Origin of the sequence: Marinobacter shunpengi (genome assembly GCF_045449715.1) — a bacterium.
Lineage (GTDB): Bacteria > Pseudomonadota > Gammaproteobacteria > Pseudomonadales > Oleiphilaceae > Marinobacter.
The window spans coordinates 149,070-172,161 of the sequence record NZ_JBJJLA010000017.1 but is presented as its reverse complement, the minus strand read 5'-3'; the positions used below and the strand labels follow the sequence as shown (position 1 = coordinate 172,161).

Here is a 23,092-nt window from a genome sequence, read left to right as displayed (position 1 = left end):
TATGGGAAGCTCTGCTGAACAGCTCTACAACCTTTCTCCAGCCTGGCTACAGAACGTCCTGGTGAGTGCCTACGGGTACCGCCTGTACCGTAAGCGTTATGGGGGGGATTTCCGAAAGATCCTCGACCAGGTACGGGCATCACGCCAGTGGAGCGATGAAGAAATACAGGCGTATCAGGACGAAAAACTGTTCGAGATGGTTCGGCATTGTCGCCAGCACGTGCCCTACTATCAAAGGCTCTTTGCCGAGCACGGGCTCCACGAGAAGGACATCACGTCAACCTCGGATTTGCACAAACTTCCCATCCTGACCAAACAGGAACTGCGCACTGACCCGGAGTCCTTCAAGGCCCCAGGCTTTCCCGGCTTTATGACCCAGCACACCAGCGGAAGCACCGGCACACCGCTGGTACTTGAGGTGAACGCACTCACCTACAGGCTGGCAATGGCCCTGGTCGTCGAACATGAGGAGCACCACGGCGTTCCCTTTGGTGCCCGCCGCGCGACCTTTGCCGGCCGCATGGTACAGCCGTCCACCGACATGAAGCCGCCTTTCGCACGCATGAACAGGGCGGAGAACCAGAAGCTATTTTCTTCCTACCACCTTAATGCAGAGACGTTTCCCTGGTACCGGCGTGAACTGGACCGTTTCCAGCCCAAAGAGTTGATTGGCTATCCTTCCGCAATCTGCGATTTGGCAAACCACTATCGCACCGGCCAAGTCACACCTGAGTTCAAGCCAACAGCTATCATCACGAATTCGGAGACATTGCTCGACTGGCAACGGGATATCATTGAGCAAGTTTTTCGGTGCCCGATATGGGACTACTACGGCACAGCGGAATATGTTTTGTTTGCAGGACAGGAAACCAGCGGTTACCGCGTGAATCCAATTATTGGCGTGACAGAGCTACTAAGAGGCGAAGATCATTCTGAACCACTAGGGCAACTGATTGCAACGTCGCTCACAAACACTTCCATGCCATTGTTGCGTTATGAAATTGGAGACCAGGCCGAACCTTATAACTCCACAGACTCGGACCACTCGATTATCAATCAGCTTGGCAGAATCGCCGGCCGCCTCGATGACTACATAGAGACCCCTGATGGACGAAAGATTGGTCGGATTGACCATATATTCAAAGGTCTTGAAAATATATCCGAAGCACAGATCATTCAAGATGCACCCGATCATTGTACGATTCTCATACAGCAGTCACCGATAAGGCCCGGAGCAGACCAAGAAAAGCAACTCATTGAGAACTTCAAGGCTCGAACAGCAAACCGTATTGGTGTACAAATCCAATACACATCAATGATTCCCCGAGGAGCCAATGGTAAGTTCAAGGCAGTGGTGCGGCAGACTTCATGCGTAAAGTAAAATTTTCAATAGTGCTGCCAGTGTTCAACGAAGAGGAACACATTGACACTTGTCTCAAGTCAATCCTATCCTCCAGCCTGCCAAACGATCAATATGAAGTAATAGCTGTCGACAACGGCTCTCAGGATCGATCAGCTGAGATTATTAAATATCACAACGACGTTATCTATATATCTGCACCTAACTGTAACGTTGGCAGGGTAAGAAACCTTGGTGCCAGAGCCGCTTCCGGAGATTATCTGATATTTCTAGACAGTGATTGCACTATAGGAAGTGCTTGGCTGGAGCAAAAACTCGAGCTAATTAGAGAACATCCAGAAACAGTATTCGGGGGTGGCATCTTGTTACCCGATAGACCGACCTGGATCGAACGATTCTGGACCCTTCAATCCGAAGATCGCTCAGAACTGCCCAAGAGGCTAATTGGAGCCTCAATTCTAACTCCCAAAAGAACCTTTTTTTTAGCGGGCGAGTTCAATGAGACTGTTACCTCCGGCGAGGACAGCGAATTCCATGGTCGCCTGACAGATCTTAAAATTACAGTCAATTTGACCAATGATATGGATGTAACTCACCTTGGAAATGCAAAAACGGCAACCAACTTTGTAAGGCGACAAATTTGGCATTCAGAGAACTACATACAAGACATTCGCTCTTCTATAAAAGACCCGATATTTATCTTAACAGCAACATTTGTACTATTATTCTTTAGCTTAGCCATATCAGTCATTACATCTGGGTCGAAAACAAAGATAGCAGCGATAATCGTTATGCTTCTGATTGTGCCAGCCATACTAACTTTCAAGCGCATTCACAGAGCTCGAAGCTATAAGCTTAGGTTCATAGACCTTCCAAAGCTATATATCATCGACCTTCTGTATCTCGTTGGGAGGGGAATAGGCTTACTGTCTTCGGTTTTTATAACAGCACAAAAGAGCAAGCAACCTGACCCCCATTACTAGAATTGGAAGTACAAAAACTCGGGAGTGTCGAAAGATAAGCCTGAAAATACAACCAACAGCAAAGAGTATCCTACTGCTTGAAAGGGCACAGGCAAGTTCAGGTAGAAGGCCCTGAGCCGCTCCCTTAGAACACGCTGAGGAATAAAGTGCCAAACAAAGGCCACTATCAGCAATGCATAGCAGTACCACGACAATACTGTCCAGTCGAAATCGAACTTGAGAAAGCCAGCCACGAACTCGGTAAACGTTTGCATATCCTGAACCCTGAACAGTAACCAGCCAAAAAGTATCAGATGGAATGTCAGCACGATCAGAAGAACTGACCTTATCCCTGTCGCATTGGCTGTGACTGACCGAAAAGGCAGGAACAACATCAGTATCAAGCCATGAAACGCTCCCCACAAGATGAAGTTCATGGACGCGCCGTGCCAAAGACCTCCGAGCAGCATGGTGATGAACAGGTTTCGCTTAGTAATCAGCGGCCCTCGCCTATTCCCTCCCAGAGATATATACAAATAGTCACGAAGCCATGTCGATAATGAAATATGCCACCGGGTCCAGAATTCGCTAGGATCCTTTGCCAGATAAGGCCTGTTGAAGTTGATAGGCAACCTAAACCCAAGCATCAACGCAACACCAATTGCGATGTCAGAATATCCTGAGAAATCACAGTATATTTGCAGCGCATAGGCGTAAAGTGCTATCAACAGGTCCAAGGAAGAAAAAGCTTCCGGATTCTCGAAGATGTCATCAATAGCTAATAAAGCCAGGGAGTCGGCAATAAGAATTTTCTTCACAAGACCGCAGAAGATCAGGAAGAGCCCCGCGTTAACCATAGCTGAATCAATTTTTATTTTTTTGTGTAGCTGCGGGAGGAAGTCGGAGGCTCGCACGATTGGCCCAGCCACTAGCTGAGGAAAAAAGGAAACAAAAACGGCAAACTTAAGAAATGACCGTTCGGGTTTTATATTTCCCCGATAGACATCAATTGTGTAACTGAGTGTTTGGAAGGTATAAAACGAAATACCGACAGGTAATAGAAATTCATGACGGATAGCATCAACCTGAAACCCAAAAACAGATAACGCATCAACGCCAACTTCGGAAAAGAAGTTAAAATATTTAAATATAGAGAGAAGACCGAGATTAAAAATCAGGCTAAAGGCAAGCAACATCTTTCTATGCCCTTTTCTGGCCTCGTCGGCCATCCTGATTCCCACAAAATAGTCAACCAGGGTGGAACTCAAGATAAGGAACGAATATTCCCAGTACCACGCACCATAGAAAACATAGCTTGCCACCAGAAGAAATCCGTCGCGAGCACGCTCATTCCGATATACAAACCCGTAGATAAAGAGAACTATCGAGAAAAAAACAAGAAACTCAATCGAATTAAATACCATTACCTGACAATTCCCTTTAGCTCTTCCGCTATCATCCCCGCAACCTGCTGATGCCCGGACCTTGAGAAATGAACGAAGTCGTCAAAGTGACCCTGTCGCTCCTCTGAAGCCCAGATTCCATCTAAATCGATGACTTCAACTCCATGCTGACGACCTACTTCACGAATCAATGTGTTGTACTCAGACACCAGACGGTTGACTGTGGTGGGGCTGTATCCCTCGAAATAACGCATTAACCAGGTCTTATACATCCAGCTTATTTCGTCCGGGGAATCTCCATGTGCCGAAACGAATGTCATGAGGATAGGCGTCGATCCTATTCCCTCAACTTCGTGAATAAAACGGATCAGACGGTCACGAAACTCCACCTTTTCAGAATCTGGAAGATCCGATAGTAAAGGAGTGGATAGCAAGAAAGCACTACCCAGATAATTTCGGGAGTAATTCCTGAGAATCGTACTCCTCAGCATCTCGTCAATTCGAAGGCTATTTTTCACTCGATCAGCTACCCGAGGTTCAGCCTGTGGAGTATCAAGCGTGTCTACCTCCGGTGCAGAAGTGGGTGCAGATTTCGCCGAATAATGAATGTCGAGATAAGCCTGATATAGAAGGACGTAATCAGGTTTCCAGTCTGCCCCATTTTCCTTGAGAAACTCGATATTATCCTCTAGCAAGACCCCTGGGGTTGAGGCATTCAATACGTAGCAGTTCGTATTCTTTAGAAAATCACAGAGAAGGTTTGCAAATTGATTTTCTGGACCATGATGATCCGCTGCGTGGGATGCAGAAGAGACCCAAAGCTTCAGCTCGTGGTCCTGATATCCCTTTATCGATACAGGGCGACTGGTAAATGGGAAAGGGACCGCCTCAACAGAGGCCTGTTTCATAGTTCCTTCTTCTTCAGGCTGTTCAGCCCCGAAGAGAGCCTGACCTTTTAGGACCGTTCTCAGGGTATCGAGACTAAACTCGCCCAGAAACAGAAAAACAAGTATGAGAATCCCACAGCCAAGACTTCGAAAATACGAGACCATATCCTTCCCTAGTATGACCGAAAAGCAAAGCCAGCACACTTAATCCCTTAAAAATACTAGCATTATTTCACGCCAGCTTTTAGCTTCCCTGATTAACTCAAAATCCCTTCCTATTATTTGGTAAAAATACCAACAATGCAACACGCTCACCGAGCCGGGACACTACTGATAGCATGCGAACCATCCACCCAAAAAAAATGGGCAGATTCCTGAGGAATCTGCCCATTGGTCATTTTTCTAAACACGCGTTTTTGGAGAGTTAACCTCCATCAGCAGTGACGCCTGATGGCGGATTTGGGCGGCTGACGGCCCCATCGTCAGAACCACCGCTGATAACATCGTCAGGAATCTCGGTAGCCATATACACATCATCAATCGAATACCATTCTTCACGCATTTGGCTATTCGGATATGCTTGCCAGTTGTCATTTCCTCCAATGGCCACCATATTCCATTGCACCATCCGGTTATCAGGATTATCCTTGACCCAACGAATGGTTCTATTGACATAGACTTGTTCGTCGTTAATCCATTGAATTAATTCGCCGTCGTTAGCACCTGGTTCCGAATTCATTTTCAGGAAGAAGGCCACTTTAGTCCAATTCTCTGGTCGTCCAAATAACTGAGCATGCTTGACCGTCTGATTCAGGTTATCTGACAGATATCCCCCATTCACTTGGTCTGGAATTTTCGGAGTACCTCCATCGGCGGCCATTCCAACCGTATCTTGGGTGTAGTTCAACGAAAACGATCCCAAATTATTAACCCCCCTTGGAGTATCATAGATGTCCTCGCTGGTCATCTGATAATAGCTGCCCTCAGGAGGCCCCCCCCTATATGCATGGACATTTCTCACACCATAGTTGTTTTCGTTGTAATCCCACAAGAAGATGGGACCGGAGTTTCCATCATCGAAGAACTGGAATGGGCTACCTTCACCATTCCAGTAATAGGCGCGAAAAAACTTGCTTTGCCCACCAGGCGTCCAGTTCTCCTCAAATCGAATGTAAAAACTGACGTATAGCTGGCTAACACCCTGATCCAATTTCTTTGCCAGGATGCCGTCGCTATTCCATCGTTGCCACCCTGGATCATAGGACTCCCGCCACGCAACAAATGACTTTCCTGTACCACCACGTGCTTTATCCGCATTAGATTCCAGGATTTCAAATGCATCGTGTTTATCTGGGTATCCGTTACTTGGTGACCAGTTTACTTCTCCGTTCCTTCGATGATCCCATCCTTCGAGGTCCAGTTCTTCAGAGCTGGTGTAGTCAGGTAAGTCATCAAAAGACTCCTCGAAAAGCACACGGGACTCAACGACAGCCGGAACCATTAGCGAAACAATAATCGATACGACTAACGGGTTGCGTGCTACTTTTCGTTTACTGCTTACGGGGTGAAGACTTTTAACTTTCATCTGACAGCCTCAATGCTCAGGGTCATTATCGTTTTACCGGCAACCGATATCTTCTGTATCGATCAAGGCTAGATCTTACGCTACCTCTTTGCCGGACTAACATCTCATTCCTGCAATTCATAACAAACCGTAACGCTGGCCCCTGTTTAAGGAACGCTGTGTGTTACGACTTCCGACGGTTCACTAACTAGGCCGCTGGTGTCCACCACCTGGACAGTGAAGTGCCAGGTTCCGGATTCCAGGTTACTGAACTGATAACTGGTATCGGCACTATCCACTTCGACCTGTTGATCAAGGGCCCCCTCCTGCTGGCCGTAGCGCACGATGTAGGAGTCGATTTCGCTCAACGAGATTGATTCCCCATCCACCCGGGTTGAAGGCGCTGTCCAGGTCAGCAGGACACTGCCCTCACCGGTCGCGGGCTCTTCCTCATCCGGAAGGACGCCCGGCTCTCCGGCCGCGGGCTCCAGGGTTCGCGGTGCCAGTCCGCTGGCGTAGGCCTCCAGGTTGGTGACTTCCTGATCATTGAGCACCTCTCCCCCATCAGCTACCCAGGCGTTGGTCCCATTCGCCAGTTCCCAGGTGTCCGGTATACCGTCGCCATCGGTGTCTACCGACGATGTGGTTGTCGGATCCGGCGCCCGGAACGTTTCTGTCAGGTTAACACTTGTCCCTTCGGCCAGATCCGTCACGTCCATTTCAATAATGGCATCGTACCGTCCCTCGAAGTACTCAAGGGTCACCGCCACGGGCTCTCCCGCGGCCAGGGAGGCCGTATGGGTAAAGGTGGTCACGGACTGTCCCTGCCATTCATCGATAACCAGATCGCCGTCCAGGTAGAGTCGGGCCCCATCGTCGGTCCTTACCGTAAACCGGTAGTCACGGGCGCCGGAGCCATGGGGCGGAACGAACTCGCTGAACCAGCGGACACTGAAATTGTCCTCCGGAAGACTTTCCGGGGCTCCACTCCTGCCCCAGTCAAAGTCAACGGTGTTGTCCGTCCGGACGTACACCAACTCATCAAACCCGGTACCATTGAAATACTGGCCAACAAAACCGGACACAAAGGTGGTTTCCGGCTCTTCCGGCCTGTCGTCCGCTGACCGGATGTCGGTGCCGGCCTGGTATTCCTGGAGGTTGGTATAGCCATCGCCGTCGAGATCCTCCTGGGCATCCGCCGGGTCGAGCGGGTCCAGTTCCATGGCAAACTCCTCGCCATCGGGAATACCATCACCGTCGGTGTCGGGGTTACCTTCCTCGGTGCCCAGGAAGAACTCCTGGGAGGCGCTCAGGAAATCACCGTCCGGGTCTGACCTGGCGTCGTCGGGGTTGTTCGGGTCCAGGCCGTGGACCACTTCCCAGTTGTCGTAGATACCATCTCCGTCATCATCCCTGGGAGGATACTCCGGGTTGAAGCCTAACCCTTCCTTGCCGTCGAGATAGCCTACACGATAGCCCAGATTGTAGGCCTCGCCTGATGCCAGGCCGGTGCCGTCATCTATTTCGGATGGCGGCGCCCAGGAGTGGAGAGCGGACCCGGGTACCGTACTGCGGGCGAACCCTGGGCCTTCCCAGGCCACAATAAAGTGGTCACCGCTCCAACGTTCCTTGAACAGGATTTCAAAGTAGTAGCGCTTGTCCGCTTCCAGGTCGATAACCCCGGATGCCTGGGAAGCATATTTGTCGAATTCCCCGACGTTGCTCCAGCCCGTCACGGCAGCAATCAGTTCCTTGTTATCCTCACTGATATTGGAGCTGAGATAGAACTCGGACTGGTCATCACTGCTTATAAAGAAACGGTATTCGCCCGCCAGAGGCGGTTCGATAAACCCCCTGACCCTGGCACCGTATTGACTCCCCCGATCCCTGGGACCATCCAGACTATTGATGGGTACGGTTTCATCAGGATCATCCGGATAGCGGGGGGAACTGGTCAGATCGGAAACACTGACGCCCTCGATGTTATCCCAGTAGTCGACATAAACGACCCCGGGCTCACTCACCGCTGCCGTGGGTTCTTTTTCATCCAGATCATCACGCCAGACCTGACATCCAGTAAGAGTGACAGCCAATAACATCAATGCCGATATCTTTGTGACGGACATAATCCACCTGTATCCATTGATTAGAGACTGTCTTTAAGTATTGGATCTGTCCGCAGCAAACGCTAGCCGGGGTATAAATCGTTTTGGCATGTTATCCATTCTATTATGCCCCGATCACATGTGATCCACTTTGCTAGTTCAACATCTTTAAAAATGCAACCAGGGCATTCCGTTCTTTTTCGGTCAGATCCATATCCTGTAGTTCATGCATCCTGTTCGGACCACTGTCTGGAGGGTCCTGGTAATAGTTGATTACCGCCTCCAGGGAACTGAACCGGCCATCATGAAAATAGGGTCCCGTTTGCTCAAGGTATCGCAACGTGGGGGTCTTGAAGGCTCCATGCAGGCTCTGGTGGACATCCTGTGATACATGATTGAGAGCATTGCACTGGTCGGCGCTGGCGTCACTGTAATCCCCCAGACAGTTGAACTCATCCATAAGCACGGCCTGCAGGCCGAACACCCGCCCGAAATCCATGTTCTCCCCTGAAAACCTGCCCGTGCCGATATTATGGAAGCCGCCATTGCTGAACATCGGGCCATTGTGACAGCGAAGGCACTGGGTACGCTGGTCATCGGTATACAGTTTGATGCCAGCCAGTTCCTGCTCGGTCACCAGCTCCCTAGCCTGCACCATATTGCCCTGGTTCAGTGCCGACACAAAGCGGTCAAACCGGGTCTCCGGGGGATGAAGGGTGCGCTGGAACGCTTCCAGGGTCTTGCCGATGTTGGCGAATACGGCATTTATCTTCCGCTGGACCGGACGAGACAGGCGGTACCACGCATTCTGCTTTTGCACTTCACCAATGGGAGTTGCCTGCTCCGGCAAGGTATCCCAGTCCAGATCCGGCGGCGCGCCAAACAGTGCCTGATAGGCTTCCCGGTACTCAGGATCGGAAAGCACGCGATGTACGACGAACACCCTGCTGCCCCCCATTTCACTGGGTGCTTCGAAAGGTATCAGCGCCTGGGACCAGAGCGAGTCCCTACGACCGTCCCAGTAGAGCCAGTCGAGGTAGGCGGCGCCATACAGGGTGGGGGTGTTGCGAGCCGTGCGCCCCACACCCTCTGCCAGGGGTTTGCCGTCGGTATACGCCTTTTCCGGTTGATGGCAACTGGCACAGGAAAGGGAGCCGTCCAGGCTGAGGGAGGTATCAAAGAACAGGCCCTTTCCCAGGGCCGCGGCCCGCTGGCTGTCCGCCACCCGGTTTGACGGACTGGGGGGAACGGGGCCCAGCTCGGCCAGGCTCAGGGACTGGAGGATGCGAAGGTCACGATCCGTGAGTCCGCCCGGCCGTTCCGCCAATGCGGCGGGGGACGGCGCCATGAGGATCAGTAGCAGGATAAGGGCGCGACGGACAACCATCAGTAATCCAGGGTCAGTTCCAGGTCCGCGACATCCTGGACCCCCTGCCTGACCAGATGGAAACGCAGTGTCCAGTCGCCATGCATATTGAACAGGACCCCAGTCAGCCGGTAACGCCCTTCCCCCAGGTACTCCGAAACCCTGGGCTGGCTGGGCAGCCCGTGGCCATGGCCAGGCATGCCTCCGGTCACGGACAGCCCGTCCAGTTTCACCGGGTTGTTGTTGGCGTCCCACACGTCCAGGATCCAGTCATGATGGTTCCGGAGCGGCACCTCCCCTTCAGCCGGGGCGACGGAGATCCGGAAGTGTCCGTCCCTGGTGACAGCCTCGCAACCGCTAGTGCAGTCCCCGGCGATAGCGATGACCGGGAACACCATGACAGCAATCAGGCACCCGATTTTCAATCGCTCCAGGCACCTGACCAGAACACCATGGGTGTATCGCACGTCTGCTTCCTTCTTTTATCGTTTTCTTCCATTTCGATGGGGGCGACCGCATCCATCACGGTCGTCCGGCATCACTCTCCAGCAGGTAGAACTCCAGTTCCACCGCTTCCTGTTCCGTCACAGTAAGGTTGTCATGGGCCAGTATGGCCTCTGCGATACTCAGCGCAGCCCCGTTGTGCAGGTAGGGCGCGGTCGCCCAGAGGAAATCCAGGGTGGGCGTATCGATGCCGTACACCGGACCCTGACTGCTGGAGCCCGTGGCATCCGTCAGTGTGCCGATATCGTGCACCACGCCGGAGGCTGAATCCGTGCGGCGATCCCCGCTATGGCAACCGGCGCAGTTTTCCCGCTGGTACACCGCCTGCCCCGCCGTTGCGGCCGTTGACAGGCTGCCGTCATTGAAGGGTGAGGCCGGATGCCCGTCAAGCGATGCCAGGTAACTGGCGAGGGCATCCAGGTCCGTACTGAGCCCGGCACGATCCGTTGACAGCGGGTCGTCACCCAGATCGAATTCACTGTCGTCGACCAGGCCGGTGCCACCCGCCAGAAGGCGGATCTGGGATTCGAAGTCCTGGACCTCGTCGAAGTTACCGGTCCAGTGGATGCGGCCATGGCCCACGCCCTTGCCGGTCAGGTCAATGGTATTGCGCACGCCCTCGCCCAGGCTGGCCAGATCCCAGACCCGTCCATCGTGGCCACCGTCGTTATGGCAGGACGCACAGCTCATGTAGTTGTCCCTGGCCAGCCGATCATCCGCGGCGTCGTAGAAGAGCTGTTTACCCAAGAGCACGTCCGGCGCCAGGGCTTCGCTGGACACCAGATCCACCACGTGCAATGCACTGGCCTGCGGCAGGTTATCCAGCAGGATCGGGGCCAGGTCGTAGCTCTGCAGGCTGCGATCCATGAAGTTGTGGATCAGCAGTCGCTCACCATCGGCGCTCAGGGCCAGCCCCTGTGGCGCAATGCCGGTGGCCAGTCTGGTGAGCTGGTAGCCCTGCTCCAGGTTGTAGACCGCCACTTCACGGCTGGTTTCCAGGGCGACGAACAGGTACCGGCCATCCGCCGTTACCACCGCACCCGTCGCCATACTGGCGTTGTCGTGGTCGATGCGCGCCCCCGGGTTCTCACTGCCGGACACCAGGTCCACCCTCGATGTCACGGCCCGCACGGTCTGGTCAAAGGTCATTCCGGGACCACCACGGGCCGCGCCGGCCAGGATGTTGTCCTGCTTCGACGGCACATAGGCCCAGTCGCCGTCGGGTCCGAGGACCGGGGCATTGAGGTAGTTCGGCATCCCCGGGCCGGTGCTTTCGGACACACCCCGGTTCCGGTAACCCAGTTGAATGGTGTCCACCACCGACAGGCTCTGGGCATCCACCACCCACAACTCACCACCACCGGCCGCGACGTCCGGTGCCAGGCCGTCCTCTCCCGGCAGGGGCGGCGTAACAAAGTTGGTGACGTAGACGGTGCTGCCATCCTCGCTGATCGCCAGATGGCGGGGCCGTCCGCCCAGGGCTCCGGTGGCATTGACCTGACCGGTGTCGGTATCCACCCGAACCAGTTGCGCCGTAGCCTCCAGCACCACCAGCAGATCGTCACTGCCAGGCACTCGTACCAGGCCGTGGGGACGACTGTCCGCTGGCAGGTCAATGGTATCCACGACGACCTGGCTTGTGGTGTCAATGGCGCTGACAGTGGCGTCGGCCTTACTGGTCACCCAGGCCAGGGAACCGTCCGCCGCCAATGTGATGGACGATGGCTTGCCACCCACGGAAACTTCGGCAACCCGCAGATCGTCCACCACCAGTGAGACCGTGTCGTTATCCGGGTTGGCAACCCACACCCGATCCTCACTGGTCGAGCTTTCCACGGCCAGGGTGGTGGAGTTGAGTACCGGCAGCGGCGGCCTGGCGTAGAGGGACGGATTCGCCGGATAGAAGTCCGCATTATCTCCCACACCGTCACCATCGCTGTCAGCCCACTCGGTGGCATCGTCGGGGAACGGATCGCTGTTATCCCCCACCCCGTCGCCATCGGAATCCACCGATTCGTCCGGGTCGTTCGGGAAGCTGTCGGCATTGTCACCGACGCCGTCGCCATCGCTGTCGATGACCTCCCCTGAGTTTTCAGGGAAGGCATCCTCGTCGTCGATGACACCGTCGTTGTCGGTATCCGCCGGTGCCACCCGGGGGACGAGTCCCATCACTTCCTGGCTGGCCAGTTCGGTGTTGCCGTCACGGCCTGTCACGATGAACAGCTCATCACCAAAACCGGCGCCACCGGGGGCATTGCGACCTGAAATCAGGCTGGGCAGCTCCCGCCAGCTTCCGGTGCGGACATCCAGCGCTTCCACGTCCGTGTGGTCACCGGCTGGGCTCTCACCCGCTGCCACCACCAGTTCCGGCCCGTGCTTGATCAGGGCCACACCGGCACGGGGGGTGGGAATGTCGTTCTCCAGGGTTGTCCACTGGCCGGTGTCGAAATCGTAGACATCCACGCTCGCTTCGGTATCACCGATGGCGTTACCCAGATTGACGCTGGAGCGGCGTCCAGCCACCACGTAAAGCTTGCCATCCACCACCGAGGCACGGTGGTGGTCACGGGCATGGGGCGCATCAGGCAATGGGGTCCATGTCTTCGCCACCGGGTCGTAGACGTCGAACCAGGATACCCAACCGGCGTTATGGCCCTCGGTATTGCCACCGACCACGTAGATCTTGCCGCCATAGTTAACCGCCGCGGCGGCACCACGACGGCGGTCTTCAGGAATCACCGCTTCTTCACGCCATTGTGCCGGCTCACTGGGATCAAAGCTGTAGATCTCCGCCACCGGGGTCTCTGACGGGAAGCCGCCACGGAGGGCACCGACGATGTACACCCGGCCGCCCACTTCCACGCTCTGGAAGTGGTGCAGCTGTAGCTCGTTGAAAGCGCCGTCCCTGGGTACGCCACGGTCGGACCAGCTATTGGTGAGGGCGTTGTAGACGTTTACCGCCCGGCTGTCCCGGCCACCGATCAGGTACATGCTGTTTTCCACAGCGATGTAGTCGCCCTCGTGACGGGCATCCGGTGTGCCGAAATCGGGCTGGCGGACAGACCATTGGGTCGCGCCGTCGCCCCACTGGTTCGGATCATTCGGATAGACGTCGGCATTGTCACCCACCCCGTCGCCATCGCTGTCGGCCCATTCGGTCGGGTCGCCGGGGAAGGCATCCTGTTCATTCGGGTAACCGTCGCCGTCCCGGTCCGGGTCGCTGTTGTCGCCAATGCCGTCGCCATCGGTATCGGCCCACTCGTTGGGATCGTGCGGGTAAACATCACCGTTGTCGCCCACGCCGTCGCCATCAGTGTCGGTCCATTCAGTCGGGTCGTTCGGGAAGGCGTCCTCGGTATCGACAACGCCATCGCCATCGGTATCCAGGCCGTCGCCCTCACGTACCACCTGGATGGCAAAGCCCTCCGACGGCACGCCTTCGTCATTGACGGCAAACAGCCAGTAGTATCCCGGAATCATCACGTTCGGGTTGGGATTGACCTCAACCGAATAGGAGCCGCTGCCGCCGTCGAAGGCCAGGGGCACGAAGCGCTGATCCGTGTTGATGGAGTGGGTGGTTCCCTGCAGGCGAATCATGTTGAACTCGGCGATCGCCTCGCTGGTGTTGATCGTCATCTGGGCGCCGGCGATAACCTGCAGTGGTGCCTGGAGGATCTCGGGGCGGCTGGCCAGGGAGCCATCCGCGTTGAACAGGTAGTCCGGCGAGTAGAACTGGGCATCCTGATGGTTGGCATCACAGGCGCCACAGGCGCCACCACCACCGGTGAAGACCCGGCCATCTTTCATAAGCAGCGCGGTCGAATGGTAATTGCGGGGCACGGTCAGGCTGTTGACCGGTGTCCACTCCCCGGTGTCCGGGTTCCAGATCTCCGGTTGCAGGATGCTGCCCTCATCATTCCACAGTTTTGCGACCGTGGTGCCACCGATCACCATCACACGACCATCCGGCAGCACTACGGAATCCTGGAAGGTACGCCTGTGTTGCATGGGCGTGGTTTCCTGGATGACCGGGGCAGCGCCGTTCAGGTCCACGGTGATGGCCTTGTTGGAGGAAGGCTCTTCCTGGGAGGCATCGTTGCCGCCGGTAATCAGGATCTTGCCAATGTCGTACATCACCGCGGAGCCGAACATCCTGGCCTGGTCACCGCCCAGGCGGGCACCGATTTGCTCGATATCCCCCTGTCCGGCGGTATCAAACCAGTGCATGGTCTGCATGGGGCCGGACTGGAACACCCGGCCATTGGGCGCCACATGCATGAATGCATACCATTGCATGTCGGTGCTGCCATTACCGGACTGGTTGCTGTTGATCAGGTTCTGCTCGTCCACCAGGCTCTGCATGGTCGCTCCCGGGGTATCCAGCCATTGCTGCTGCCCGGTGGCGTAGATTTCAGAGGTGTTGCCCGCCCCTTCCGCGAAGGCCGTGAAAATACGGTTGTCCGGCATGGTCAGGGTGGTTGGGTACCAGCGCGGATAACTCATCTCGTCCAGGGTGACCCACGACATGGTTTCGATATCGAAACGGCTGGTCTTCTTGGTGGTGGGGTTACCGCCGGAGTTGAAGATGGATCCATCCTCCATCTGGGCGATACCGGAACAGAACTGGTTATGGGTGGCGTGGTCCTTCGCCAGGAACGTTCCAGTCTCCGGATCATAGATGCTCGCGGTGGACTTGTTGCCGGTATCGGTAATCTCGGTACCACCGACCCAGGTCAGCAGCTTGCCATCCGGCAATTGCGCGGCGGACACGGGGATTTCCGCCCACTGGACCACATCACTCCACTGCCCGCCGATGTGGCTGGCAAACTCCGTCGGCGGTGTCAGGATGGCGTCCACACGGTCGGTGATCGCCGCCATATCCTCGACACCGGAGAAGTAGAAATCGTTCTCGGTTCCCCGGGCGGCGGCCAACTCCACAACGGCACCACCGGAAGCTTCGTAGTAGAGGATTTCCACCTGCTTCATGCCCGCCTCCAGATAAACGGTAGCGTCCGCATGGTTGACCGGGTGAGGCTCGTCATCATTGATCACGACCTGCCCATCGATGATCAGGCGCACGCCATCATCACTGCGGGTCAGGAAGGTGTATTCCCCATCCTCGGGAATAAAGACCGAGCGCGTGGCGACCATGGCGAAATGATTGTCAAAGGGGAACGCCGCGGAGTCGGCAAAGATGCCGGTGTTGCCCTCGCTGCCGTCACTGAAGCTGATGATGTCCGAGCTCATGGAGACGGTCTGGTACTGGCCCTGGTTGTCGATCAGTGCCTGGGCCTTGGCCATGGTATTGATCGTTTCCGTGCCCTTGACGAACAGCACCTGGAAGGGCTCGCTCAGCAGCCAGCGGCTGGCGTCATTCGGATGGGCGTCGGAATTGTCACCGTAGCCGTCGCCGTCGCTGTCCACCCACTCGGTGGGGTCCTGGGGAAAGGCGTCGTCGGCATTGTTGTAGCCGTCACCGTCGGAATCCAGGGCCGGGTCACTGTTGTCCCCGATGCCATTGTTGTTGGTGTCTTCCCAGTTATCGGGATCGTCCGGGAACAGGTCAATATCGTTGGCATAGCCGTCGCCGTCCCGGTCCGCATCGGTGTTGTCGCCGATACCGTCACCGTCCAGGTCGGACCACTCCGCAGGATCCAGCGGGAAGGCGTCGTCTTCATTCAGGTGACCATCGCCGTCGATGTCCGGGTCGGAATTGTCGCCGATACCGTCGCCATCGGTGTCAGCCCATTCGCTGTCATCCGAGGGGAAGGCGTCGGCGTTGTCACCAATACCGTCACCATCGGTGTCCTGCCACTCCGTCGGATCGTTCGGGAAGGCGTCGTTGTTGTCGGGAATGCCATCGCCGTCGAAGTCGCCGTTGCTGTCATAGACGCACAGGGCCGACAGCTTGGGAGCGTCGGTAATGCTGCCAAAGCTGACCTGGACACTACCGTCATCCACTTCCGCCAGGTAACGCTCAACGATGGCCGTCTGACTACCGACTTCGGCAAGAATATCAAACCCAGCGTGAACCAGCTCACCCTCAATGTAGACATCAAATACCCTCGAGCCCGGCCCGCCGGACGAGCTGGCCGCCTGGAAGTATATCTCGGCGAACATCAGCGCCACATTGTAGGGGCCATTGTCAGGTACAGGGATGCTGTAGCTGAAGTTGCCCCAGCGTTCGCTGTGGTAGAGCGTGTCGTCGTCGGTGTCGGCTATCTCGACTTCATAACTGGCGGACCGGCCTCCGGAATAGTGCTGGTCCGCCAGGTAATCAACACCACCGGTACTGGTGTAGGCCTGACCACCCACGTTAATACACATCTCAAAGTTGTTCACCGGCTCGTTGGGGGTCGGGTCGGCATTGTCACCGATGCCATCCCCGTCGCTGTCGAGCCATTCTTCCGGATCATTGGGGAAGGCATCGTCGTCATTGGGGTAACCGTCGCCGTCCCGGTCGGTATCGGTATTGTCGCCAATACCGTCTCCGTCCAGATCGGACCATTCGTCCGGATTATTGGGGAAGGCATCGGCATTATTGCCAATGCCATCACCGTCGCTGTCCTGCCATTCGGCGGCATCCAGCGGGAACTGGTCACTGGTGTCCGCCACGCCGTCACCGTCGGCGTCGCCATAGCTCTGATGCAGGCAGACGGCAGAGAGCTTGGGCTGGTCCGATTGGCCAACAAAGCTCACCTTAAGGGAATCGTCACTGACCGGCACCACGTAATTCCGGGACAGTGCGGTCTTGCTGGGCACCTCAGCCAGGATATCGAAGCCCTGCTCGACCAGGGCGTCTTCCAGATAAATATCGAACACCCGGCTGCCCGGACCTCCGGCACTGGTCGATGCCTGGAAATGCACCTCGGCAAAATGAAGGGTGGCGATGTAGTCGCTTGCCTGGGGAACCGGAATCTCGTATACAAAGCTACCCCAGCGCTCGGTCTGGTACAGGGGGTCGTCCTCGGTTCCGGCGATGTCATGGGTATGAACGCTGGCGGTGCCGCCGGAGTAATACTGGTCTGCCTGGTACGTCAAGCCACTGGCGGAGACCAGCTCCCCGCCACCCACGTTGACACAGTAACCCCAGTCAGAGCCCGGCTGGGGTGGCTCTTCCTCCCAGCGCTCCGGATCATTCGGGTACACATCGTCTTCGTTGGCAACGCCATCACCGTCGCGGTCCGGATCGCTGTTGTCGCCAACACCATCGCCGTCCAGATCAGCCCACTCGTCCGCATCATTGGGGAAGGCATCCGCGTTATCGCCAACACCGTCGCTGTCGCTGTCCGCCCATTCGTCCCCATCAAAGGGGAACACATCCTCGTTGTCGGCGACCCCGTCACCGTCGGTGTCACCGAGGCTTTCCCGCACACAGAGTGCCGACAGTTTTGGCCAGTCCTGAATAACACCAAAGCCGATGTCCACCATGCCGTCGTCGACCGTGGTCATATGGATCAGGGTCAGGGCGGTGGTACTGGGCACCTGGGTCAGGATGTCAAAATTATCGGCAATCAGTTCGTCTTCCACGAAGACGTCAAAAACCCGGGTACCCGGACCGCCACTGCTGGACGTGGCCTGGTAATAGATCTCGGCGAACTCCAGCTCGATGGTGTAGGTGCCGGGCTCCGGCACGGGAATTGAGTAACCAAAGGCCCGCCAGCGCTCCGACTGGTAGATCAGGTCGTCGTCGGTATTGGCAATATCATGAGCATGGGTGCTGGTGCGGCCACTGGAGTAATAGCCGTCCGCCTGGTATTCGGTGCCATCGACGGCGGTGTAGGCAGGCCCGCCGGCGTTGATGCACATCTCATAGGCGGAGACTGCCAGCAGTGGGGTCGGATCCGAGTTATCACCGATGCCATCGTCGTCGCTGTCCAGCCACTCGTCCGGATCATCCGGGAAGGCGTCCTCGTCGTTAAGGTGGCCATCACCGTCGCGGTCGGTGTCACTGTTGTCGCCGACGCCATCGTTATCAAGGTCCGCCCATTCCGACGGGTCGTTGGGGAACACATCGGCATTATCGCCGACGCCATCGCCATCCGAATCGGCCCATTCCTCAGGGTCCAGGGGGAACAGATCGTTGGTATCACTGTAACCGTCACCGTCGGAATCGCCGGTGCTAAGGTGGACGCACAACCCCGAAAGCTTTGGATAATCAGCCACCCGGGAAAAACTGATCTTCAGGTCGTCATCTTCAACGGTGGTCGCATAGGTACGTGACAGGGCCGTCTTGCTGGGCACATTGGCAAGGATGTCAAAATTGTCGTCAACCAGCTGGTCTTCCAGAAAAATATCGAACACCCGACTGCCAGGCCCTCCGCTGGAGCTGGTCGCCTGGTAATAGATCTCGGCAAAGTACAACGTCACAAAATAGTTATCGGGGCTTAACGGGATGGAATAGTTGAAGCCGCCCCAACGTTCGCTCTGGAACAGGAGGTCGTCGGTCGTCTGCTCAATATCGTGAGCATGGAAGCTGGTACGCCCTCCCGAATACAGGACATCAGCCTCAAACGTGACATCGTTGGCGTCAACGAATTCGTCACCACCCGCATTGATACAGATCAGTGCATTATCGCTGGACAGGGTTTCCGACGCCGCCAGCGGGGCGATCAGAAGGGATGCCACTCCCAGGAATACAGACCAATACCGTCCCTGATTCATACCTGTTGCCTCTGCACTCTTACATATCGATTAAAGCAGCAGCAAATAATGAACCAAGCATTGATAACTTATTAAAATTCGGAAACAAACGCGCTCTCAGCAACGCATGTAACCTCTGTTTAACACTAATCGTGTAAAGGAAGCCGACATCCACATGCCGACAATTGCCCGAGGACTCGGGTAAGGCAATCCCAAATCCTTGACTTGGTTGCAGGAACTCCATTAATTTCCACTGTAAGGATTCGTTTACAGGAAACTTCGCCAGGAATGGTGGCAGGTGAGGAATGGCCAAAGTCAGTGTGGTGGTACCGGTTTTCAACGCCGAGGAATGTCTGGATGAAATACTGACCAGCCTTTGTCGTCAAACACTGGATGATATTGACGTTATCTGCGTGGATGACGGTTCTACGGATCGATCCCGGGATATTCTCCGGGCAGTGGCTGACAGGGATCCCAGGTTCCGGGTGATCGAAAAGACGAACGGCGGTGTCGGCTCTGCCAGAAATCTCGGCATCGAAAGCGCCACCGGCGAGTACCTGTCATTTATTGACTCGGACGATGTTGTCAGCGACGACTACCTGGAAGAACTCTATTCCAGCACTTCTCCCGAAAAACCCGATATCGTGGTAACCGGGAACGTGCTGGAGTACTGGCCCGATGGTCGTAAAAACTCCCGCAATGTCGGTGTTACCGGCGACGCCCTGCTCACCACCCCCGACGAAAAGGCTCCCCTGATCACCTCCACCGGGCTCACCCAGAACAAGCTCTACAGGTCCGCGTTCATCCATGGGATTGGGTTGAGGCACTACACCGGCAAGAGCGTATCGGAAGACAACTACTTCACCATCTGCGCCGTTGCCCTGGCGGAATCCATCAAGACCGTACGCAAGGGCACCTATCTCTATCGCCAGCGCCCCCAGTCCATTACCAAGTCCAGAAAACGGCCGGACGACGTGTCCATGTATGATGTCTATGAACAGGCAAGGGCCTTTGTTTCAGCAGCGACGGGTAGCGAGAAGTTTGCCAGCGAATGGGAGCCGATCATCCGCACACGACAGCAGACGGATCTGACCAACTATCACTTTGAACTGGCCCCGCCCGACCGGGCCGGATTCCGGGAACAGGCCGTGCGCCTGACGGGGGGCAGAATCCGGATTCCCAGGCCTGACAACGAGCGCCTCGCCATTATAAAGTTCCATATAAAAAGTGCGCTGACATCGATCGGGTTATATCATCCCTCCCGGTAGCCGGAGGATCTGACACTCCCAGATCATGACTCGTTGATCACATTGCCGTGATCGCCACTCTCTCAACCATTGACCGCCATCCATGTCGACGACCGCCAACCGGGTGCTCAAGAGTTCCGCATTTCTCCTGATGGCAAAGGGCGTCCAGCGATCCATCGGGTTGGTCAGCATTCTGGTGCTCGCCAGGATACTGACCCCCGACGACTTCAGCATCGTCGCCATTTCAGCCCTCCTGCTGTACTTCTGCGAGACACTGGCCGCCACCGGTAGCGAGTCCTATATTATTCACAAAGACGATGTCGCCTCCTCGGACTTGTCCACCGCCTGGACGATCGACCTGATCATCAAGTCGGCCATCTTCCTGCTGCTGGTGATCGCGATTCCCTTTATCGCTGACTTTTACGAGGACCAGCGCCTGGTCCCCGTACTCTATGCCACCTCGTCGATTCTGCTGATCAACGCCCTGAAAAGCCCGGGGCTTATTGCCCTCAAACGGCAACTGGACTATCGCCGGATCTTCTTCGTCATGATCACCCAGAAGGTCTGTGCCTTCACGGTCACCCTGTCCATTGCCCTCACCACTGAATCCTACTGGGCCCTCATCATTGGCGATATTACCTCCGCCAGCGTGCTCTGCCTGGGTTCCTATCTGATCCACCCGTTTCGTCCACGGCCCTGCCTGGCCAACTGGCGCAACCAGTGGCGCTTTTCGAAATGGATACTGTTTCGGGCAAGCGTGGGATTCAGCAAATCGCAGATGGACTCGCTGCTGATCTCAAAGTTCTTCTCGGCACAGGAGTTGGGGGCGTTCTACATGACCAAGAATCTCTCGGTGCTCCCCAGCACGGACATCATCGGCCCCGCCGTGGAACCCCTGCTGGCATCACTGTCCCGGGTCCGGGACGACCTCCAGGAGTTCAACCAGCAGTTATCAAAGGCGATTTTCGTGATCACATCGATAATCATGCCGATCGTGGTCTTCATGTGGTGGTTCCCTGATCACATCATCAACTTCTTTTTCGGGCCAGAGTGGGCCATCGCCTATCCGATGCTACCACCGTTGGCGGTCGTGCTTGCGACGATCGCATTTGGCCAGATAATCAATCAGGCCATTATGTCGCTGGGGCGAGTCAAGGCGCTCTTCATTTTCGAGATCATTGGCCTTGTGATGCTGACAACTGCCCTCTTTCTGTCACGCAACCTGGAAATTCGGCACTTCATAGAGGTACGCTCACTGTTCGCAGTAGGCCTTGTCTTAGGCATAATTGCCTTTCTACGGTACTGCACGGGAATCCGGATTCTTCGCCTCGCGGCCCTGATTTCACCAACTATCCTGCTGGCGATACTGGCTGCGTGGTTGACTGGGGAAGTAGAAACCCGACTAGCCATAGAGCTCAACAGTTTTTCTGTCTTTCCAGTAGCCGTGCTTTACTTTGGCCTGTTCATTCCCGCATTCCTACTGATATTGGTTACGGTATACCAACGTTATGATGAAGGGGCATTTGCCCTGAAAACATTGGGCAATATAGTGAGAGGGCTCTGGGCGCGAATACTCCACAAATCGGGATAGAGGTACAAGAGCGTTATATCGGCTGGTGTTCCGGTGGCACCATACGCGATGCGTCAGAAGAACGATCCCCTGTGGCCAGAACATCGTTAACAAAACGAACAACATGCTCATCGCCGCTTTCGGCTTTGAGTTCCTCCGACAATCGCCTTGCATTGGCCACAAAGCCCATATTGGATAAAACGTCAGAAATGACCTCATGGAGATCATTATCACTGATCCGGAATGTCCGAATCATACGCCCAACGCCCAGGGATTCCGCCGCCCACGCGCAATAGAACTGGTCCCACAGCAACGGGATACCCAGCACCGGCTTGCCAAACCACAACGCTTCCCGGTAACTGGTTGCCCCCATGTGGCTAATAAATACAGTAACCTTTGGACTGGCCAATACCGACGCCTGGGGAGCCCAATCCACCCAACGAACACTGTCATCTTCCCATTTTCGTCTTGTTCCTTCAGAACCAGTTCCGGCAGCCACCAATACACGCTTTCCCAATAGCCGTATGTGATTAATGATCCTGTGCACGAGTCGGTCTGGCGGCGAGGCCAGAGTACCAAAGGAAAGATAAACCACGCTATTGTCTTCACAACCACTAAGCCAATCCATCACACTCTGACCGGCGCCCCAGTCTGACTCCGGATCCAGGGAGCCAAGTCTGATGAATGGATCCGAGTTCTGGGCTCCACCAAACAGGTACTTGTTTTCGATGTTAGCCGTCCCCGTCGTTATTCTATGGACTGCACCTGGCCTGGCCCGGGAATAGGACGCCCTGTGCTCATTAACGAACCGGCTCATATCGCCCCAGGCCTTGAACCGGCGTCTGCGAAATACCTTGTTAAAGCGATAGTGCCAGGCCGGCATGAATTGCAACGCGAATCGTTCCAACAACTCGCCACTCCATGAGCGTTTTTCCAAGTGAGCCCGCCGGTCCTGCAACCGGTAGAGCGTTCCCGTGGCCTCATGGACAATGAGGGGGACCTTCAGCACCGTCGCCATCAGGCCATACTCCTCGAGAAAGATATGGGGATCACAGAGGAGTGCGTCACAGCCTAACCCCTTCAGTTTTTCCATGATGTATCGCCGATGCTGCAATCCGTTATAGGTCAGCGTAAGAAAGTAGCGTTTCTGCGCTTCCAGATGTGTAAAGAACACATGCTTCCATCTTCCGGACCGAGACAGAACCTGCAAAAACTGACGCCCATCTTCCGGCACTACCGGGCCAATCAACTCATAGGGAAAACCAAAACTTCGTGCCTGGATCTCCGCTTCATCAGGCACCAGAACGTAAATCTCGGCGCCAGCATCCTCCAGGTTCTTCAGGATGAGAAATAGACTTTTCAGGTGACCTGCGTCAGGTATCAGGCTGACCATTACAATGCGCTTGCCTTTCAGACTGCCCACTCCAACCTCACTGAATACTGCCTTTGAAATAGACTACTAGAGGCTTACAGTTCATCCG

Annotated in this window: 12 protein-coding genes; 4 read left to right on the top strand and 8 right to left on the bottom strand. The window is 55.6% G+C overall.

The window, feature by feature from the left end:
• The first annotated feature begins 1 nt into the window (after window position 1).
• Entirely contained in the window at window positions 2-1,381 is a 1,380-nt protein-coding gene (locus tag ACJO3T_RS11370; RefSeq protein WP_406978512.1) for a phenylacetate--CoA ligase family protein, read from the top strand.
• Window positions 1,369-2,343: a glycosyltransferase gene (locus tag ACJO3T_RS11365; protein ID WP_406978511.1), complete on the top strand. Its 975-nt coding sequence runs from the start codon at window positions 1,369-1,371 to the stop codon at window positions 2,341-2,343. The genes ACJO3T_RS11370 and ACJO3T_RS11365 overlap by 13 nt, the downstream gene beginning before the upstream one ends.
• Here ACJO3T_RS11365 and ACJO3T_RS11360 read toward each other — a convergent pair.
• From ACJO3T_RS11360 to ACJO3T_RS11330, 7 genes are all read right to left on the bottom strand, one after another.
• On the bottom strand, window positions 2,340-3,644 hold the full coding sequence (locus ACJO3T_RS11360; RefSeq protein ID WP_406978510.1) for an MBOAT family O-acyltransferase: 1,305 nt from the start codon (window positions 3,642-3,644) through the stop codon (window positions 2,340-2,342). The two genes, ACJO3T_RS11365 and ACJO3T_RS11360, sit on opposite strands and share 4 nt — an antisense overlap.
• Before the next feature lie 101 nt (window positions 3,645-3,745).
• A complete protein-coding gene (locus tag ACJO3T_RS11355; protein ID WP_406963755.1) occupies window positions 3,746-4,633 on the bottom strand; it encodes an SGNH/GDSL hydrolase family protein in 888 nt (295 codons plus the stop codon).
• A gap of 403 nt (window positions 4,634-5,036) precedes the next feature.
• Window positions 5,037-6,197, bottom strand: coding sequence for a hypothetical protein (locus ACJO3T_RS11350; RefSeq protein ID WP_406963754.1), 1,161 nt, complete (start codon window positions 6,195-6,197; stop codon window positions 5,037-5,039).
• A 146-nt stretch (window positions 6,198-6,343) separates the two neighbouring features.
• Window positions 6,344-8,302, bottom strand: coding sequence for a PA14 domain-containing protein (locus ACJO3T_RS11345; RefSeq protein WP_406978509.1), 1,959 nt, complete (start codon window positions 8,300-8,302; stop codon window positions 6,344-6,346).
• Window positions 8,303-8,435: 133 nt separating this feature from the next.
• A complete protein-coding gene (locus ACJO3T_RS11340; protein ID WP_406978508.1) occupies window positions 8,436-9,668 on the bottom strand; it encodes a cytochrome-c peroxidase in 1,233 nt (410 codons plus the stop codon).
• Window positions 9,668-10,114 (bottom strand): FixH family protein, encoded by a 447-nt coding sequence (locus tag ACJO3T_RS11335; RefSeq protein WP_406978507.1) that lies wholly within the window; start codon window positions 10,112-10,114, stop codon window positions 9,668-9,670. Before ACJO3T_RS11335 ends, ACJO3T_RS11340 begins: the two co-directional genes overlap by 1 nt.
• Window positions 10,115-10,169: 55 nt before the next feature.
• The gene (locus ACJO3T_RS11330) at window positions 10,170-18,779 is read right to left on the bottom strand and encodes a malectin domain-containing carbohydrate-binding protein (RefSeq protein WP_406978506.1); all 8,610 of its coding nucleotides are present in this window, start codon (window positions 18,777-18,779) and stop codon (window positions 10,170-10,172) included.
• 320 nt (window positions 18,780-19,099) lie between these two features.
• Here ACJO3T_RS11330 and ACJO3T_RS11325 point away from each other — a divergent pair, with 320 nt between their 5' ends.
• Window positions 19,100-20,062: a glycosyltransferase family 2 protein gene (locus ACJO3T_RS11325; RefSeq protein ID WP_406978505.1), complete on the top strand. Its 963-nt coding sequence runs from the start codon at window positions 19,100-19,102 to the stop codon at window positions 20,060-20,062.
• A gap of 82 nt (window positions 20,063-20,144) precedes the next feature.
• On the top strand, window positions 20,145-21,632 hold the full coding sequence (locus ACJO3T_RS11320) for an oligosaccharide flippase family protein (protein ID WP_406963748.1): 1,488 nt from the start codon (window positions 20,145-20,147) through the stop codon (window positions 21,630-21,632).
• A 13-nt stretch (window positions 21,633-21,645) separates the two neighbouring features.
• Here the strand turns inward: ACJO3T_RS11320 and ACJO3T_RS11315 are convergent, their stop codons facing one another.
• Window positions 21,646-23,034, bottom strand: a complete 1,389-nt coding sequence (locus tag ACJO3T_RS11315; protein ID WP_406978504.1) for a glycosyltransferase — start codon at window positions 23,032-23,034, stop codon at window positions 21,646-21,648.
• Window positions 23,035-23,092: the final 58 nt, after the last annotated feature.